Genomic DNA, 16,054 nt, shown 5'->3' with positions numbered 1-16,054 from the left:
ACCCATCCCGGCGCCCGGCCGAAATCCTGGCCGGTCGAAGAAATGTCGGCTGCATTGAGGGCGAAATGCTGAAAGTCATCGATCCGCACATCCACCTGTGGGACCTCTGGACCCGTATCTACCCGCATTTCGAAAAGCCCGGCAAAGGCGGAGCCAATGCCGCGATCTCGCGCAGCTACCTGCTCGAGGAGTACCTCGAAGAAGGCGGCAACGAGATCGAGATCGCCGGCGCGGTGCACGTCGAGGCCTTCCCCACCGACCCGGTGAAGGAATCGGAGACGCTGCAGGCCGTCGCCGATCGCAGCCCGGTGCCGATCGTCCTGGTGGCGCACGGCGACCTTGCGGCGCCGGACTTCCCGGCCTTGCTCGACCGCCACGCGACTTTCGCGATCTTCCGGGGCATCCGGCAGGTAGTGAACCGCCACGCCGACCCCAAGCTCAACTACATCGCCCGCGACTTGATGGATGAACCGGGCTGGGTCGGCGGGCTGAAGGAATTGGGCCGCCGCGGCCTCACGTTCGACCTGCAGCTTTACCCGCACCAGATGGCCCAGGCGGCCAAGCTAGCCGCCGACGCCTCGAACACGCAGATCATCCTCAACCACGCCGGCATGTGGGCCGACCGCGACCTCGCCGGCTGGAAAGCCTGGAAGGCCGGGATGCGCGAGCTCGCGTCACGACCGAACATCGCGGTGAAGATCAGCGGCCTCGGCATGCTCGACAAGGCGTGGACCACCGAGAGCTTCCGCCCGCTGGTGCTGGAGACGCTGGAGATCTTCGGCACCGAGCGGGCGATGTTCGCCTCCAACTTCCCGGTCGACAAGCTGACCAGCGATTTCCCGACCCTGTGGAAGGCATTCGCCAAGATCACCGAGGGCGCGTCCGAGGCCGAAATGGCTGCGCTGTTCCGCGACAATTCGAGGAAGTTCTACCGCATCCCCAGCTGATTTCTGACGGCGCAGCTGTCCGCCTCGACATACGGCGACCAGGAGATTGTTCGTGAAAATCAAAACTATTGAAGCCTTTGCCATCACCAACCCGATTGCCGGCGGCAACTACGACAAGGACAAGGAAACCAGCACTGCGCGCCGGCCGCCCTGGACCAAGGACGCCGAAGTCGCCAACCCGATGTCGCGCTACCCACGCTACAAGGCCCTGCGCTCGAGCTGGAACAACGCCTTCCCGGCGGTCGGCGTGATCGTCACCGCCGATGATGGCTCGTGGGGCTTTGGCGTCACCGGCTACGGCCAGCCGACCATCAGCCTGATCAACGACCATATCGGCCCGCTGCTGCACGAGGAGAACGCCCTCGCCACCGAGAAGCTCTGGGACATGATGATGCGCATCACGTCGCCCTACTCCTCGTCCGGCCTCGCCTCCTACGCCATCAGCGGCATCGACCTCGCGCTCTGGGATTTGAAGGGCAAGGTGCTGAAGCTGCCGGTATATGAACTCGCTGGCGGCGCCGCCCGCGACAAGCAGTTCTGCTACGCCACCGGCAACGACACCGACTGGCACATGGAGCTGGGCTTCAAGGCGACCAAGCTCGCCTGCCCCTACGGCACCGCCGACGGCCTCGAAGCCCTCGACAAGAACGAAACCTTCGTCGGCAAGGCGCGCGAGCTGATCGGCCCGCATGTCGAGCTGATGCTCGACTGCTGGATGGCCTTCGACGTCGAGTTCGCGGTGCGCCTCGCCCACCGGCTGAAGCCGTTCAACCTCAAGTGGATGGAAGACTGCCTGATCCCCGAGGATCACACCTCGCACAAGGCGCTGCGCGAACGCCTGCCCTGGCAGACGCTGGCCACCGGCGAGCACTGGTACACGCCCTACACCTTCTTCGAGGCGGCCAAGGATCGTGTCGTCGACATCTTCCAGCCCGACATCAACTGGGTCGGCGGCTTCACTGCGGTGCAGAAGATCACCGCCATCGCCGATGCCTCGGGCCTCGAAGTGATCTGCCACGCCGGCATGAACACGCCCTACGGCCAGCACTTCAACTACTCGGCGCCCAACTCGCGCTGGGGCGAGTACTTCGTCGGCGGCGCCCCCGGCATTCCGCTGAAGCAGACCAACAACTACCCCGGCATGGCCGTTCCCAAGGATGGCTTTGTCGTCGTCAGCGACGAGCCCGGCTTCGGCCACGGCCTGTCGAAAGAGGCCATCGAGAAGATGGTGCTCTGAGCCTCAGCGCGGCGTCAGCGTCGCCTTCATCACGTAGGTGTTGTACGGCCCGAACTGGCTCATCACGAACCAGAAGCTCAGCCCATCCTCGGAAATCCACGACGGGGTCATGTAGGCGCCATAGGCCTGGGCGTAGTCCGAACCGCGGGCCAGCACTTCGGGCGCCGACCACGGCCCCTCCGGCCGCTCGGCGAAGCGCAGTTCGATCGCTTCGGAGAGTTCGTTGAGCGTCGTGTACATCCAGAGCTTGATGCCGGGGTTCCAGACCAGCGAGCCCTCGCCGGCACCGGGCCTGATGACTTCCGCCGCCTGCGCCTGGTCGGAGACCCAGCCGCTGCCGTCAAAGTACTCCCAGGCCTTGGTCTCCAACACCTTGTCCGCCGCGACGCGACCGACGCGGGCCCCCGAGAAGCGGCCGCAGGGGGTCCCGACGGCGTAGACATACTTGCCATCCTCGTTGCCGGCGCCTGCTTGGGCCGATAGCGCCAGCATGTTGAAGCTCGATTTGAAACTGCCGAACTCGTCGGGACCGGGGCTCCAGGTCTTGCCGCCATCGGTGGACGAGATGAAGCGCGACCAGTTGCAGAGCCAGACGCCGCCCATCGAGGAGAAGCCGTTCACCGACATGTAGTGGAGGTAAAGCGTGTCGCCGACCGCCACCATGGCCGTCGGGATCTTGGTCTGCTCGCCCTTGAACGCATCCTGGTGCGCGCCCCTGGCGATCTCCACGGCCTTGCCGTCCTCGCCGGTCACCCAGTCGTCGATGACGACGCCATCGGAGGCATCGAGGTCCGAGGTGAAGGCGAGGACGTTGGAGCGCCAGTTCGGCCCGAACCGGATGCAGGCATTCTCGTTCCAGCCGAAGGTGTCGCCAAAGGCCATGACGATCCTGCCGTCGATCTCGGCCATGGTGCCGAGGTCTGTGCCGCAGATGTCCGGCCCTTTCATCGGCGCCAGCGCATTGGGCCCGGTGAGCGCCTTCACCTTTTCCGAAGTGACGCTGTAGTCGGTGGCGAGGGCCGGGGTGGCGGCAATGAGGGCGGCGACGGCGAGGCTGAGGAGGCGCATCAGGCGATCTTCTTCATGTAGTCGTCGGTCCAGGCGCGGGTGGGCTGCAGGGTCAGCCCGTTGGAGTCGAACACGTGGGTGAAGGCGTCGGCGATCTCGAAGCGCAGCGTGTCGCCGCGTTGCGTCGCGAGGATGCCGCGCATGGTGGCGGTGACCGGCTCGCCGCCGGGGGTCTTGCCGTGGAGCACCGTTTCGGCGCCCAGCACTTCGGTCGAGACCACCTCGACGGCGAGCGATCCGTTGGCGGTGAGGACCAGGTGCTCGGGGCGAATGCCGATGGTCACGGCATCGCCGGCTTTCACTGCCCCCTCGCGGCGGGCAAGGCTGAGGGTGGGGCCGCCCGTGTTGAAGGCGACGGTGAGGCGTTCACCCGCCTCGGTGACCTTTGCGGCAAAGAAGTTCATCTGCGGCGCCCCGAGGAAGCCCGCGACGAACTGGTTGCGCGGCCGGGCGTAGAGCTCCACCGGCGCGCCGGTTTGCTCGATCACACCCTCCCGCAGCACCACGATGCGGTCCGCCATGGTCATGGCTTCGACCTGGTCGTGGGTGACGTAGATCATGGTAGTGCCGAGCCGGCGGTGCAGCGACGAGATCTCGGACCGCATCTTCACCCGCAGCTCGGCATCGAGGTTCGAGAGCGGCTCGTCGAACAGGAACACCTTCGGTTCCTTGACGATGGCGCGGCCGATGGCCACGCGCTGGCTCTGGCCGCCCGAAAGCTGGTTGGGCCGGCGCTTCAACAGATGCTTGATCTGCAGGATGTCCGCCGCCTTGTCGACGCGACTGGTGATCTCGGGCTTGGCGAGCTTCTGGTTCTCGAGCCCGAAGCGGAGGTTCTCCTCGACGCTCATGTGCGGGTAGAGCGCGTAGGACTGGAACACCATGGCCATGCCGCGCGCCGACGGCAGCAGGTGGTCGCAGCGGGTGCCATCGAGCCAGATCTCACCGGTCGAGGTTTCCTCGAGCCCCGAGATCATCCGCAGCAGCGTGGACTTGCCGCAGCCGGACGGGCCGACGAACACGGTGAAACTGCCGTCGTCGACGGTCAAATCGATGCCGTGGATGACCTCGAGGGTCTGGAAACTCTTGCGGACCTGCCGCAACTGCAGTTCGGCCATGGTCAGCCTCCGAGGGTCAGGTCAGCGGTGTCGCCGGCCGCGAGCTTGCGGCCGATGCGGGCGGTGGTGCCGGCGAAGCTGAGGTCCGTGAGATCGAGGCTGCCGTAGCGCACCTCGAGCCGAACGCGATCGCCGGTGCGGGTGACGACGCCCCAACCCTCGCCCACCGACCAGAACCAGCTGCCGTCGCCCTTGTCCTGCGGCGCGAAGCCGATAGCCCCCTTGGTCAGGTCGTAGCTGAAGCCGGACCAGGCGTTGACCAGCGCGAAACTCGACATCGAGCGCGCGTAATAGCTGCCGCACTCGATCTCGTTCCACGGGTTGCGGCGATAACCGTCATGCCGGGCGCGCGCCGTGCGGACGATGGACAGCCCCTCGTCGGTGAGGCCGCGGAAGATCAGGTGCGAGGCGAGCATGTATTCGAGCCCGGTCCACACTTCCTCCGAATAGGGCGCCGGGACTGCCGGCTTGGTGGTGCCCTCCGGCCACGTCGCAACCAGCACCCCGCCCTCGTCCTCATAGGCATAGACGCGGCAGGGGTTGAAGTGGCCCTTCAACTCGGCGCGGTAGTTGTGGCGATAGGCCGACGCCAGCGCGGTCTTCACCTTGTCCGGGTCGAGGAAGCTGCCGAGCCCAGCTAGGTCGGCATGCCACTGGCCGAGGATCTGGTCGGTCGCACAGCCATCGTTGAACTGGTACTTTATCTCTGCGTACTCGTCGGACCAGTACGTCTCCATGAAGCCGTCGGCGATGACGCCGACCTTGCCCGAGGCCTTGTCGAACTTCTCGATCAGCGCCTTGTCGTCGAGGTCGGTCTTCTGGATGAAGTACTGCCCGTTGAACAACTCGAGGTTGAGGTAGTCCGCCCCCGCCTGCCCCATGCGGTCGAGTTCGGCGGCGAACGCCGTATCGCCGGCGGCCCGGCCCATCTCGGCGCCCGCCTTGAGCGCCGCGACATACATGGTCGACAGCCAGGAGTTCGGCCCGAACAGCTCCATGTCCAGCGTATGGTGCTGGCGGCCCCACAGGATCCCGGTGCGCTCGGGGTCCCACTGGTCCGGGTTGTCGGCCGACCAGGCATACTCCAGCGCCGCCTTTACCCTCGGCCAATAGCGCTTCAGCCACTCGGTATCGCCGGAAATCTTCCAGTCGCGGAAGGTTTTGATGATCGAGCCGAACTGGCCGTCGGCGCAGGGGTTCAATGGAAAGAAGGCCGAGCCGAGCGGGATGATCTGCCGGAAGGTGAGGCCGCCATTGGGCAGTTGGTTGTAGGTGTAGTCGGTCTCGCGCAGCGTCCGCTCGAGGCCGGGGAACAGGTAGGGCAGCGTCTGCTGGTAGTTCCAGACGTGGGTGCAGCTGCCTTCGCAACTGCCTTCGTTGGTGAACTGGCCCTCCCAGGCCCAGAGCTCGCCATTCTCGAGCCGCATCACCGTGGCGGTGCGGAGGATGCTCATGGTGCCCTGCACCGCGTCGACGATATCGACCGGCAGCGAGGTGCCGAACAGCGTATCGCGGAAGGCGAAGGTCGGGGCGCGGAGTTCATCCCAGCGCGCGAAGGCTTCGGCGAGCACGGCGCGGCTGTCGGCCCACTGGCTGGCGTAGTAGTTGCGCCAGGTACCGGTCTCGCCGTTCAGCTGGCCCTGCCGCCAATAAACCTGCCCTACCGGGAAGTGCCAGCTGATGGCGAAGCGGATGGTTTTGCTTTCGCCCGGCGCGACGGTGACGCGCGCGGCGATGGTGCCGTGCTCGGGCTGGTCGAACATGTTCTTGTTGAGCCGCGGCTTGTCGTAGTGCCGCTCGGGCAGCCGACCCGGCCGGGCGAACTCGCGCCAGAACAGGTTGAGGTCATCGAACCACTGGCCGCGGAAATGGTAGTCCATGTGGTCGACGTCGGCGGCATCGGTGGCAATCGACACGTCGCCCGACTGCCAATCCGGCAGTTCATCGGCGGCGGAGAGCAGTAGCGACTTCACCCCGCCCTGCTCCGCATAGCTGTGCCTGCCGTTCTGGCAACCGTGGTTCCCCAGCGTGCCGCCGATGGTGTAGTCGACTGGCGCGCCGCCGGTGTTGGTGACTTCGATCTCGAACATCGCCGCCGGCAACGAGGAATCGCGCTCGTTGGTCGGGATGAACGGGCTCCAGGCCGTGAGCATCACCTTTCCCGGGAAGGTCGCGTCGTGGAACGCCACCTCGGCCACGGGGAACTGCCCGGTGAAGGTGGTCGACTCGAAGTGCGGCACGCCGGCCAGAGTGTTGCGATTGGCGCCCCAGCCGAAGCCGTCGAAGAATTTCCGGGTGGTCGGCGAGCCGGTGGGGAGGCCCTCATAGGGGCCGTTGAGCACGCGGGCATCGAGCAGTTCGCCGCCAGCCTCCGCCTTGATGGCGAAGTGGCTGTAGCCGTTGAAGCTCTGCAGCCCCGGGCGGTTGCGGATCGACCAGTCGACCAGCCGGCCGCTGCCGGAAAGTGCGAGACCACCGGCGCCGATGCCGCCGAGCGGGAAGGCGATGTGGCGCGTGCGGTCGCCTTCGTAGATGAAACGCGGATCGGTCTTGGTCATCTGAAAATCCATTGGTCAGGCCCGGATGCCCGAGAAAGTGACGCCCTCGATCACCATTCTCTGGGCGACGAGGAAGAGGAGGACGACGGGGAGGATGGCCATGCTCATGGCGGCCATGACCACCGAGAGGTTCCCCTGGCTCATGTAGCCGCGCAGCAGGTCCATCGCGATCGGCAGGGTCATCGACGCCTGCGACTCGATCAGTGCGCGCGGCTGGAAGTAGGAGTTCCACGCCCCGGTGAAGGTGATGATGGCGAGTGCCCCGAGCGCCGGCATCAATTGCGGCAGCGAGATGCGCCAGAAGATCTTGAAGTAGCCGGCGCCATCCATCAGCGCGGCCTCCTCCAGCTCTTTCGGTTGCGAGCGTAGGAACTGGCGCAGCATGAACACGCCGAAGCTTGAGGTGAGCCCCATCAGCACGAGCCCAAGCGGGTTGTTGAGCAGCCCAATCTTGGCGTAGCCGAGATAGATGGGGAGGATCGTCACCTGCGCCGGGAACATCAGCCCGATCAGCATGACGAAGAACAGGCTGTCGCGACCGGGGAACCGGAGCCGCGCATAGGCGAAGGCGGCAAGCGTGCAGGTGATGAGCTGGCCGATGGTCACCAGCACGGCGACATAGAGGCTGTTCCAGTAAATCCTCAGGAACGGCACCGAGGAGTCGAGCACCGTCTGGTAGTTGGTGAGATCGAAGCTCGGCGGAAAGAAGCTCGGCGGCATCTTGTAGGCTTCGGCCGCTGGCCGGAACGACATCGAGAACAGCCAGAAGAACGGCATCAGCATCGCGATGCCCATCAGCAGCAGCACCGCGATGATGGCGCGATCGACCCACTTCTTGGCTTCGCGCGTCTGCATGGTCTTGGTTCTCATTGGCGGCTACTCCCGCACCCAGCGGCGCGAGCCGATGATCTGGATAATGGTGATGATGAGGACGAGGATCATCATGATGACGCTGACCGCGGCCGCGTAGCCGAGCTCAAAGCTGCCGAACGCCTCGTCGACGAGGTAGATCGACAGCGACCGCGTGGAGTCGCCGGGGCCGCCGCCGGTGAGGATCATGATCGACTCGAACACCTGCAGCGCGCCGATCGAGGCGAACACGATGCAGAAGAACAGCACCGGCGAGATGTAGGGCAGCGTGATCCGGCTGAAGCGCCGCCACGGTGACGCGCCGTCCATCGACGCCGCATCCATGATCGGCTTGGGCACGCCCTGCAGCGCCGCGATCAGGATGATCATGAAGAAGCCGGTGTTCTTCCACACGTCCATGATGACGATCGAGGTCATCGCCACCTTCGACGACGAAACCCACGGCACCGCCGGGATGCCGATCTGCTGCAGATAGTAGTTCAGCACGCCGAAATCGAAGCTGTAGAAATAGCTCCACACCACCGCGACGAACGCCGCCGAGATGATCACCGGCAGGAAGAAGGCGAGGCGGAAGAAGTAGAGCAGGAATTTGGGCATCGCCCGGTTCAGCGCCAGCGCCAGGATCAGCCCCACCGCGACGTTGAAGGTGACCGCGAGGAAGGCGAAGCGCAGCGTGTTCCAGAAGATTTCGAGCGAGCGCGGCTCGGTGAGGAAGCGCGCGTAGTTCTCGAACCCCACCCAGTCGGCGCCGAAGCTGATGTCGTAATAGGTGAAGCTGAGGATGATGGTGATGACGACAGGCGCCAGCACGAAGGCCGCGTAAAGCAGGATCGAGGGCAAGACGAAGATGTAGCCTGCCTGCATCTGCGCTTTGCGGAGGTCGGATAGTCGTCGCTTCGCCATAACCATCTCGGGCCGGAGAGAGATCAAGTGCCCGCGCCGAACCCAAGGGTCCGACGCGGGCAGTCCGGGGGAGGACTACTGGGTGACGCGCTTGATGCGCTCGAACGAGCGGGTCAGTTCCTGGTCCGCCTTGGCGACGGCATCAGGGATGGTCATTTCGTCGGTCATGATGGCGTTGAAGTAACGCATGAAGATCTGGTCGACTTCCTGGAAGTTGGCCGGCGACGGCACCGCATGGGTGGTCGGCAGCGTCTCGTAGTAGAGCGGCGCCGACGGCGGGAACTTCAGGAAATTCTCGGTTTCGGCCGCCGACTTGCGGCCCGGCACCGCGCCGCCGAGATCACCCTCGGCAACCTGCGTCTCGTAGGACAACAGCTCCGTGACCAGCGCCTTGGCCAGTTCCGGGTTCTGCGCCTTGGACGAGATGCCATAGGCACCGAAGCCGATGACCGTGTCGTTGCTCACCTTGCCCGGCTGCACCGCGATATCCATGTCGAGCTTCGACGCAATCGCGTTCTGCACGATCCAGTGGCCGCGAGAGATCATGGCGATCTGGCCGGCGAAGAACTGGTTCTCAACGCCCTCCTGTCCCGGCACCGGCGAGACCTTCTTGGTGTGGATCAGGTCGTAGAGGAACTGCAGGGTCTCGGCGACCTTGGGGTCCTTCATGTTGGAAGCCGACCAGTCCTCGGTCACCGGCGAGGTGCCGTTCGAGAGGAACCACGGCATCAGGCCGAAGAAGAACGCTGGGACCTCGTAGCCGAACTGGGTGACGTTGCCGTTGGCGTCGCGCTTGGTCAGCTTTTCGGCGATCGCGGCGAACTCGTCCCACGTCCAGGTCTTGCTGGGCGCTTCGATACCGGCCTCTGCGAACAGAGCCCGGTTGTAGTTCGTCATGATGTTGTTCCAGGTCGAGGGGATGAAGTAGGTCTTCCCCTTGTACTTGGTCAGGTCGAACAGCTTCGCGTCGAAGTCCGAGAAGTCACCGGTGGCGATGTAGTCGTCGAGCGGGATGAACAGGTCGCGCGCCGCGAAGCTCTGCAGCGTCTCGACCGCCGTGTGGTAGACGTCATACTGCTCGCCGGCATTGTACTGCTGCAGCACGCGCGACACGAAATCGCCCCACCCGCCGCTGATCGGATCGACGCCGATCTCGACCTCGACATTGGGGTACTTGGCGTTGAAGCGGGTGACCGCGTCCTGCGTCGACTTGAGCTGCGCCTCGCCGCCGAAGGTCATCAGGCGGAGCTTGCCCGCCTCGTCCGACTGGGCCAGCGCGGGCGACACCAGCCCCGCCGTGAGCAGCAGAGCCGCCAGTAATTTCTTCATCTCGTCCCTCCTCTGTCCGGCGTTTCGACAAAGCTTCGCCGGTGCTGGATCGCGGGTTTTGCCGCGTCCCATGTTGAAAATGCCATCCGCACCCGGAAAACCGCCAAAAACCGGCGTTCGACTTCAAAGTGCGCTGATTAAGCCATTGTGATTGTTCAGATATTTCTCCCGTCGCGGGGTTATCCCCGTCTTCTGGCGAGTCCAAACGTAACAGCTGTGAATGGATTTGCAAATGCATTCACAAATCCATTTGCATGCGTCTTTCGTTTGGTGCTAGCCGTTGCCGCCATGAGCACGATCTCAAAAGTTGCCGAACGGGCAGGCGTCTCGCGGACCACAGTCTCGCACGTCATCAACCACGCCAATCGCGTGTCGAAGCCGCTGCGCGAAAAGGTGCAGGCGGCGATCGACGAGCTCGGCTATTCGCCCAACCCGCAGGCCAAGAGCCTCCGCACCGGCCGCACCAACCTGATCGCGATGCTGATCCCCGATATCGGCAACCCGTTCTACACCGAGATGGTGAAGGCGGCGCAGGCGGCGCTCGAGGAAGCCGGGCTCGACGCGCTGATCTACAACACCGACGTGCCGGGCGGGAACTGGCAGACGCATGGCCGCGACTACCTGCGCCAGCTCAACAAGAAGCGCGTCGATGGCCTGCTGGTCGGTGATTTCGCGCTGCACGGCATCAACGAGGAGCTGCAGAAGCTCGACACCCCGGTGGTGTTCATCGGCCAGCTCGCCAGCCACGCCGTCGACAGCATCAAGGTCGATGATTTCGGCGGCGGCTACATGGTGGGCAAGCACTTCGCCGAACGCGGGCACAAGCGCGTGGTGCAGATCACCGGCCCCAACAACTTCGAAAGCGCCATGGCGCGAGCCGACGGCTTCGAGAAGGCGCTGGCCGACCACGGCGTCGCCTTCGACCGGCTGACCCAGCGCCACGAAGGCACCTACCTGCCGCCCTCCGGCCGCGAGGCCGTCGAGTGGATCGCCAGCCTCACCGGCGACCAGCGCCCGACTGCCGTTTTCATCGGCAACTACCTGATGGCCACCGGCGCGCTAGCCGAGTTCCACGACCGGGGCATCCGCATCCCCGACGACATTGCCGTCGCCATTTTCGGCGACCTGCCGCAGCTCGAATACGTGAGGCCCAACCTCACCCGGGCCGGCGAGAACCCGGGCGCGCTGGCCAAGCGCGCCGTCGAAATGCTGCTCGAACGCATCAACGGAAAGTTCGACGGCCCGCCGCGCACCGAGGTCATCCCCTGTGCGCTGCGCATCTTCGAGTCGGCTTAGCCGACCCGAAATAACCAAACGCGGCCGTTTCGGGGGAGGTGGCCGTGTCGGACGACAACACGAAAGCTCCAGGGAGGAGTGAGATGACTAATACGTCCAACATGCCGTCGGGATGGTCCCGCCGGTCCATCCTCAAGGGCGGCGCTGCACTCGGCGCTGCCGGTCTCACCCTGCCGTTCGCCAGCAGGGCGTTCGCCCAGGACAACACGCTCAGCTTCTGGCAGTTCTATGCTCCCGGCGGCGATGTGAAGCCGCAGGTCGACTGGTTCGTGAAGATGGTGGCCGACTGGAACGCCACCCAGTCCGAGCAGGTCGCCCTCGAGTATGTGGTGGGCTCCGAGTACATCGGCGGCACCAAGCTCGCGACCTCGTTCGCCTCGGGCCAGGGCCCGGATATCTTCATCATCTCGCCCGGCGATTTCCTGCGCTACTACAACGGCGGCGTGCTGCAGGACCTGACCCCGGCAATCGATGAAGCGGCCCGCGCCGATTTCCCCGAAAGCGTCATCGCCAACCGCATGGTCGACGGCAAGATCTTCGGCGTGCCGATGGAAGTCGAGCCGATGGCCTTTTACTACTCGATCAAGGCCTTCGAGGACGCCGGCCTCAACGAGAACGACGTGCCCCAGACCTGGGACCAGCTGCTCGAAGTGGGCAAGAAGCTGACCACGGCCGAGCGCTATGGCGTGCTGTTCGAGACCAACCCGGGCTACTACCAGAACTTCACCTGGTACCCGTTCATGTGGCAGGGCGGCGGCGAGTTCCAGTCGGCCGAAGGCAAGTCGGCCTTCGACTCGCCGGCGACCGTCGCGGCGTTGAAGCTCTGGCAGGACGCGGTCAACTCCGGCGCTGCCCCGCGCCAGATGCTCGGCGGTGGCGGCGGCGATATCGTCGCCAACCTCGGCTCCGGCTACTGCGCCATGCAAAACGTCGGCATCTGGGGCATCTCGGCGATGGACAACAACGCCCCCGACGTCCCCTACGGCATCTTCAAGCTGCCAGTCCCGACCGGCGGCAAGTACGTGACCGTCGGCGGCGGCTGGGCCTTCGTTGCCAACTCCAAGGGCAAGAACCCGGAAGCTGCGGCGAAGTTCATCGCCTGGGCGCTGGCCTCGATGGCGCCGGATTCGGTGCAGCGCGTGGTCGATTGGTGCACCGTAGCGAAGTCCGACATGCCGCCCCGCAACTCGGCGCTATCAGCCGGAGGCGATGCCTTCAACAAGGGCAACATGGGCATCTTCGGCACGCAGATCCATCCGGGAACCCGGGCCGAGCCGCGGGTGCCGCCGGAGGTCTACAAGATCATCTCCGACGCCATCCAGCAGACCCAGCTCGGCGGTGCCGATCCGCAGGCGACGGCGACTGCTGCCAGCCAGCAGCTCGATGCCTTCCTCGCGTCCTACACCGGCGCACCGATCCTCTGAAGGCAGACCAGTGACCGAGATTACAACCACGGCGGCGGGCGAAAAGCCCGCTGCCATCCGGCTCACCACCAAGCAGCGCGAGGCAATTGCCGGCGTGCTGTTCGTCGCGCCCGATGCCATCGGGCTGGCGCTGTTCATCGGCCTGCCGATGCTCCTGGCGCTCGGCATTTCGGTGTTCGAGGTCGACGGCTTCGGCGGCTTCAAGTTCGTCGGGTTCGCCAACTACACCAAGATGTGGATCGATCCCCTGTTCTGGTCGTCGCTGCGCGTCACCGCGCAGTTCACCGTCATGCTGGTGCCCCTGCTCTACGTCACCGGGCTCGGTCTCGCGCTGCTGGTACAGCGGACCAGCAAGTTCAACACCGTGATGCGCTCGATGTTCTTCGCGCCACAGATGGTCAGCCTCGTCGTCGTGGCGCTGGTCTGGCAGCTGATGGTGGTCGACAAGCTCGGCGTGCTCACCCGTTTCGCCGCGAGTATCGGGCTCGGCGGCATCTCGTTCCTCGGCGATCCAAACCTCGCGCTGTTCACGGTGACGCTCGCGGCGGTGTGGTTCCTGATGGGCTTCTACATGCTGATCTTCCTCGGCGGCCTGCAGGACATCCCCAAGGAGTATTACGAGGCCGCACGCATCGACGGAGCCGGCGCCACTCAGAGCTTCTGGTTCATCACCCTGCCCTTGCTGCGCCCCACCAGCTTCTTTGTGCTGCTGGTCTCGGCGGTCGCCGCCATCACCGGCGCGCAGGCCTTCGACCTGATCTACGTGATGACCAAGGGCGGACCGGCCAACTCGACCTCTCTGCTGATCAGCTACATCTACCAGCAGGCCTTCCAATACTCGGCCTTCGGCTATGCCGCGGCGCTGGCAACGCTGCTGGTCGTTCTGCTGATGGTGGTCACGGTGTTCTTCTTCCTTCTCACCCGCGGCGGACGGTTCGACTATGAGTAGCGCAAGCCTTTCCCGTTCGCAGGCGAACGTCGTCCGGCTAGTCTGGATGCTGGTGACGGTGGTGCTCGCCCTGATGGCGATCTTCCCGCTGCTCTACATGCTGTCGATCGCCTTCAAGGGCCCCACCGAGGTGTTCAAGTCGAACCTCATCCCGGCAAAGCCCGTGCTCGATAACTTCATCTACGTGCTGACCGAGGTGCCGTTCTGGCGCTACCTCCTCAACACCTTCGTCATATCGACGGTGGTGACTGTGGTGGCGCTGTTCTTCCACACCATGGCCGGCTACGCCCTGGCACGGCTGAAGTTCCCGGGGCGCGAAGTGGTGTTCCTCGCCATGTTCTCGACCTTCCTCGTGTCGCTCCCGGTCATCATCGTTCCGCTGTTCATCCTGGTGCGCTCGATGGGCATGCTGAACTCCTATGCCGGGCTCATCATCCCGGCGATCTTCAACGCCTTCGGCATTTTCCTGCTGCGGCAATACTACCTGTCGCTGCCCAAGGAACTCGAGGAAGCGGCGGTGATCGACGGGGCCGGCTACTGGCGCATCTATACCAGCGTCATCCTGCCGCTGAGTCGGCCGATCATCGCTGCGCTGGCGATCCTGTTCTTCCTCGCCAACTGGAACAGCTTCCTCTGGCCGCTCACGGTCGCCTCGGACCAGAACCTCTGGGTGGTGCAGGTCGCCATCGCCAACTTCAAGAGCCAGTACGCCGCCAGCTGGAACTACACCATGGCCGCCTCGACCATCGTCGCGGTGCCGATGCTCGTCCTGTTCGTGATCTTCCAGCGGCAGATCATGGATTCCATCAAGACTTCAGGCCTCAAAGGCTGAGACCAAACCCTCTGTTCCAACGGATCCCAACATGACTTCTTTCAATGGCCTCGGCGTCAACCTCTCTAACCTCTACCGGCTGTCCCCCGCCAAGACCCGCTCCGTCTCGCCCGAGAACTTCACTGGCGAAAAGGGCAAGGGCGGCATGGCCACCGAAGGCACCGGCGCCGTGCACGCCAAGGGGCTCGGCCCCAACGGCAGCGGCCAGGGCTGGAAGGTCTCGCCCTCGATCCGCATCGAGCCGCGCGAAACGCGCGTCCTCGCCGACATCAAGGGCATGGGCGCGATCCAGCAAATCTGGCTGACCACCGCGAACCTGCGCTGGCGCAGCCTCATCATCCGCATGTGGTGGGACGACCAGGAGAACCCCTCGGTCGAAGCGCCGCTCGGCGATTTCTTCTGCATGGGCTGGGGCCAGTTCGCGCAGATCAACTCGCTCGCCGTGTGTGTGAACCCCGGCCGCGCCTTCAACTGCTACTGGGAGATGCCGTTCCGCAAGGCCGCGCGCATCGAGATCGAGAACACCGACCCCGACGATTTCGGCATCATCTACTACCAGATCAACTACGCCCTGACCGAGGTGCCGGAGGACGCGGCCTACTTCCACGCCAAGTTCCGCCGCACCAACCCCCTGCCCTATGGCACCGACTACACCATCCTCGATGGCATCAAGGGCCGCGGGCACTATGTCGGCACCTACATGGCCTGGGGCGTCAACAACTCCGGTTGGTGGGGCGAAGGCGAGATCAAGTTCTTCATGGATGGGGACAAGGAGTTCCCCACCATCTGCGGCACCGGCACCGAGGACTATTTCTGCGGCGCCTACAACTTCGACGGCGGCGTGGTCGACGACACCATGGACAGCCGCTACCGCGAGTTCTCGACTCCCTATTCCGGCCTGCCGCAAGTGCTGCGCCCCGACGGCACCTATCGCAGCCAGACCCGCTTCGGCATGTACCGCTGGCACCTCAGCGACCCGATCCGCTTCGAGAGCGATCTCAAGGTCACCATCCAGGCGCTCGGCTGGCGCACCGAAAATCGCAACTCGCGGCGCTACCTGCCGCTGCAAGATGACATCGCCTCGGTGGCGTTCTGGTACCAGACCCTCCCCACCGCCCCGTTCGAGGCCCTGCCGGGCCGCGACTATCTCGAGGTGATCTGAGCCATCCGGCCACAAGCTCGATGCCCATCTCCCCCCTTGCGGGGGAGAATTCCAAGAGGGGGGACGTTGCGGGGCACGATCTCGACCCAGGGCACTTTGGCCACGATGCCAATGATCTCAATGCACTAAGAGAATCTTTGTCCAATCTGTCCCCCACCTCCTCACCCATGCGATTCTGTGCTGGTCCGCTGCACCGAAGCGAGATCATGACGAGTGGTTGGTGCGGTGGAGACCGGGTGGGCTGCGGGTCGCTGCAGTTCAGGCGGAAACCATCACGGCAAGGACCGGTTCGCCGGTCAAGCCGCTATCACGCGAGGGTCGCTCGATGCGGAGTGGCCCAAGGGACGAAGCCTGGCACGCA

The 16,054-nt window shown here is 64.6% G+C and carries 13 protein-coding genes; 7 read left to right on the top strand and 6 right to left on the bottom strand.

Annotated features, from left to right (window positions below):
• The first annotated feature begins 65 nt into the window (after positions 1-65).
• Both AC1DWU_RS22040 and AC1DWU_RS22035 read left to right on the top strand, forming a co-directional pair.
• Positions 66-947, top strand: coding sequence for an amidohydrolase family protein (locus tag AC1DWU_RS22040; RefSeq protein ID WP_477152165.1), 882 nt, complete (start codon positions 66-68; stop codon positions 945-947).
• 52 nt (positions 948-999) lie between these two features.
• Positions 1,000-2,184, top strand: coding sequence for an enolase C-terminal domain-like protein (locus tag AC1DWU_RS22035; protein WP_477152164.1), 1,185 nt, complete (start codon positions 1,000-1,002; stop codon positions 2,182-2,184).
• Between the two features lie 3 nt (positions 2,185-2,187).
• On the opposite strand, the gene AC1DWU_RS22030 is transcribed toward AC1DWU_RS22035, so the two are convergent.
• The 6 genes from AC1DWU_RS22030 to AC1DWU_RS22005 all read right to left on the bottom strand — a co-directional run bounded on the left by AC1DWU_RS22030 (position 2,188) and on the right by AC1DWU_RS22005 (position 10,030).
• Positions 2,188-3,252, bottom strand: coding sequence for a DUF4185 domain-containing protein (locus AC1DWU_RS22030; protein WP_477152163.1), 1,065 nt, complete (start codon positions 3,250-3,252; stop codon positions 2,188-2,190).
• Positions 3,252-4,370, bottom strand: coding sequence for an ABC transporter ATP-binding protein (locus AC1DWU_RS22025; protein ID WP_477152162.1), 1,119 nt, complete (start codon positions 4,368-4,370; stop codon positions 3,252-3,254). Before AC1DWU_RS22025 ends, AC1DWU_RS22030 begins: the two co-directional genes overlap by 1 nt.
• Before the next feature lie 2 nt (positions 4,371-4,372).
• Positions 4,373-6,928 (bottom strand): GH116 family glycosyl-hydrolase, encoded by a 2,556-nt coding sequence (locus AC1DWU_RS22020; RefSeq protein ID WP_477152161.1) that lies wholly within the window; start codon positions 6,926-6,928, stop codon positions 4,373-4,375.
• A gap of 15 nt (positions 6,929-6,943) precedes the next feature.
• On the bottom strand, positions 6,944-7,798 hold the full coding sequence (locus tag AC1DWU_RS22015; protein WP_477152160.1) for a carbohydrate ABC transporter permease: 855 nt from the start codon (positions 7,796-7,798) through the stop codon (positions 6,944-6,946).
• 6 nt (positions 7,799-7,804) lie between these two features.
• Positions 7,805-8,701 carry a carbohydrate ABC transporter permease gene (locus tag AC1DWU_RS22010; RefSeq protein ID WP_477152159.1) on the bottom strand — a complete coding sequence of 299 codons (897 nt, stop codon included), beginning with the start codon at positions 8,699-8,701 and terminating at the stop codon, positions 7,805-7,807.
• 75 nt (positions 8,702-8,776) lie between these two features.
• Complete coding sequence (locus AC1DWU_RS22005; RefSeq protein WP_477152158.1) at positions 8,777-10,030, bottom strand: ABC transporter substrate-binding protein; 1,254 nt, start codon at positions 10,028-10,030, stop codon at positions 8,777-8,779.
• Between the two features lie 288 nt (positions 10,031-10,318).
• Here AC1DWU_RS22005 and AC1DWU_RS22000 point away from each other — a divergent pair, with 288 nt between their 5' ends.
• The 5 genes from AC1DWU_RS22000 to AC1DWU_RS21980 all read left to right on the top strand — a co-directional run bounded on the left by AC1DWU_RS22000 (position 10,319) and on the right by AC1DWU_RS21980 (position 15,693).
• On the top strand, positions 10,319-11,326 hold the full coding sequence (locus AC1DWU_RS22000) for a LacI family DNA-binding transcriptional regulator (RefSeq protein ID WP_477152157.1): 1,008 nt from the start codon (positions 10,319-10,321) through the stop codon (positions 11,324-11,326).
• An 83-nt stretch (positions 11,327-11,409) separates the two neighbouring features.
• On the top strand, positions 11,410-12,750 hold the full coding sequence (locus AC1DWU_RS21995) for an ABC transporter substrate-binding protein (protein ID WP_477152156.1): 1,341 nt from the start codon (positions 11,410-11,412) through the stop codon (positions 12,748-12,750).
• Positions 12,751-12,760: 10 nt separating this feature from the next.
• Entirely contained in the window at positions 12,761-13,699 is a 939-nt protein-coding gene (locus AC1DWU_RS21990) for a carbohydrate ABC transporter permease (RefSeq protein ID WP_477152155.1), read from the top strand.
• Positions 13,692-14,531, top strand: a complete 840-nt coding sequence (locus AC1DWU_RS21985; RefSeq protein WP_477152154.1) for a carbohydrate ABC transporter permease — start codon at positions 13,692-13,694, stop codon at positions 14,529-14,531. Before AC1DWU_RS21990 ends, AC1DWU_RS21985 begins: the two co-directional genes overlap by 8 nt.
• Positions 14,532-14,562: 31 nt before the next feature.
• Positions 14,563-15,693, top strand: coding sequence for a glycoside hydrolase family 172 protein (locus AC1DWU_RS21980; protein WP_477152153.1), 1,131 nt, complete (start codon positions 14,563-14,565; stop codon positions 15,691-15,693).
• Positions 15,694-16,054: the final 361 nt, after the last annotated feature.

This window comes from Devosia sp. P2_G7 (assembly GCF_056403495.1).
This window is presented reverse-complemented; position numbering and strand designations above follow the sequence as displayed.

Bases quoted from the DNA above. Each gene is read 5' to 3' on its own strand.
- AC1DWU_RS22025 (WP_477152162.1), bottom strand. From the start codon at position 4,370: ATGGCCGAACTGCAGTTGCGGCAGGTCCGCAAGAGTTTCCAGACCCTC.
- AC1DWU_RS22015 (WP_477152160.1), bottom strand. From the start codon at position 7,798: ATGAGAACCAAGACCATGCAGACGCGCGAAGCCAAGAAGTGGGTCGAT.
- AC1DWU_RS22000 (WP_477152157.1), top strand. From the start codon at position 10,319: ATGAGCACGATCTCAAAAGTTGCCGAACGGGCAGGCGTCTCGCGGACC.
- AC1DWU_RS21985 (WP_477152154.1), top strand. From the start codon at position 13,692: ATGAGTAGCGCAAGCCTTTCCCGTTCGCAGGCGAACGTCGTCCGGCTA.
- AC1DWU_RS22040 (WP_477152165.1), top strand. From the start codon at position 66: ATGCTGAAAGTCATCGATCCGCACATCCACCTGTGGGACCTCTGGACC.
- AC1DWU_RS22005 (WP_477152158.1), bottom strand. From the start codon at position 10,030: ATGAAGAAATTACTGGCGGCTCTGCTGCTCACGGCGGGGCTGGTGTCG.
- AC1DWU_RS22030 (WP_477152163.1), bottom strand. From the start codon at position 3,252: ATGCGCCTCCTCAGCCTCGCCGTCGCCGCCCTCATTGCCGCCACCCCG.
- AC1DWU_RS22020 (WP_477152161.1), bottom strand. From the start codon at position 6,928: ATGACCAAGACCGATCCGCGTTTCATCTACGAAGGCGACCGCACGCGC.
- AC1DWU_RS21980 (WP_477152153.1), top strand. From the start codon at position 14,563: ATGACTTCTTTCAATGGCCTCGGCGTCAACCTCTCTAACCTCTACCGG.
- AC1DWU_RS22010 (WP_477152159.1), bottom strand. From the start codon at position 8,701: ATGGCGAAGCGACGACTATCCGACCTCCGCAAAGCGCAGATGCAGGCA.
- AC1DWU_RS21995 (WP_477152156.1), top strand. From the start codon at position 11,410: ATGACTAATACGTCCAACATGCCGTCGGGATGGTCCCGCCGGTCCATC.